This is a genomic window from Halorubrum tibetense, from assembly GCF_042661865.1.
Taxonomy (GTDB): Archaea; Halobacteriota; Halobacteria; order Halobacteriales; family Haloferacaceae; genus Halorubrum; species Halorubrum tibetense.
On sequence record NZ_JBHSWW010000460.1, the window covers coordinates 1 to 1,239 of the forward strand.

Genomic DNA, 1,239 nt, shown 5'->3' on the forward strand with positions numbered 1-1,239 from the left:
GCCGGGACCGCGGATCCCGCCCCCGGCGCGCACGCCGCCCCGTCCACGCGCAGAGCGGGCGAGCCCCTCGTTTTGCCGCCCGAACACGAGGCCAACAACGAACCCGAGCAGGTGTGCGAGGTGGGCGATCCTGTCGAGTCCCGCCGCGACCGCCAAGCTCGGATCGAGGACGAACGCGAGTGAGACGACGGCAGTCCCCCACGTGAGATACTTGAGCTTCATCGGGATGATGAAGAACAACAGGATCTGGAGGTTCGGCCGCCAGACGGTGAGCACGCCGAGGATCGCGAACGTCGCGCCGCTGGCCCCGAGCACCGCGACGGGCGCGTTCGTGAGCAGCCCCACGAGCGCGTGCCCGAGCCCCGCCACCATCCCGGCGACGAGGAAGAAGCCGACGAACTTCTTCGATCCGACCGCACGCTCCACGAGCGGGCCGAAGAAGAACAGCACGATGCTGTTCGCGATGATGTGGAACAGCCCGCCGGGATCGTGGGCGAACACCGCAGTCACCCACGTCCACACCTGCCACAGCGCGGTCGACTCGAGCATGAACAGCCGGTTGTGGAGCGCGCCGCCGCCGAGGGCGATAGCGACCCACTGGCCGATCATCGTGAGCCACATCGCCGCGAGGAGGACGTACGTCGCGTTTCCGCGGAAGTAGCCCGCAATGCCACCGGTGCTCGTTGCGCGGTTCACGCGGCGTCTCACGCGGTCCGCGACACCCCCGTCGGCGGCACGGTTTCCGCCCTCGACGATGTCGTCGAAGCCGCTGTCGAAGACCGCCTCCGGATCGTTCCACTCGGAGAGGCCGGGGCAGTCGTGGTTCTCCGGGAGGCGGTGCTCCCCGCAGAAAGTCTTCCCACAGCGTCGGCACTGGTACGGGAGGTTCTCGTACTCCCCACACTCGTCGCACGTCGCCATTACCCCGAGTTACGGCGGCGGTCCTAAAGCGGTTTGGCTCTCGGATCGCGGTCGACTCCCGCGGCGTCGCCGTCGCCGTCGGTGTCTACAGTTAAACACGTCCACCGCGGTCCCTGTCAGGGACGTACACACTCACTCGGGACCGCTACCGTCGCGGAGCCCGTCGACGAGCGTCCGGAGCGTCGCGAGGGGGAACTGTCCGGGCGCGGTCGCGTCCGCGGCGTCGACGGGGGCGTAGCCGATCCGCGAGCCGTACACGGGCGTGACGGCGCGGGTGTGTCGCCCCGGTTCGCCCATACACATCGTCGCGACGCGGTG

Annotated in this window: 2 protein-coding genes; both read right to left on the reverse strand. The window is 69.0% G+C overall.

Features of this window, described 5'->3' with window-relative positions; genetic code table 11:
- A partial coding sequence (locus tag ACFQEU_RS16160) for a rhomboid family intramembrane serine protease (protein ID WP_379783825.1) occupies positions 1 to 921 on the reverse strand: 921 nt, incomplete at its 3' end.
- 132 nt (positions 922 to 1,053) lie between these two features.
- The coding region (locus ACFQEU_RS16165; RefSeq protein WP_379783827.1) for a type I 3-dehydroquinate dehydratase at positions 1,054 to 1,239 on the reverse strand (186 nt) is incomplete at its 5' end.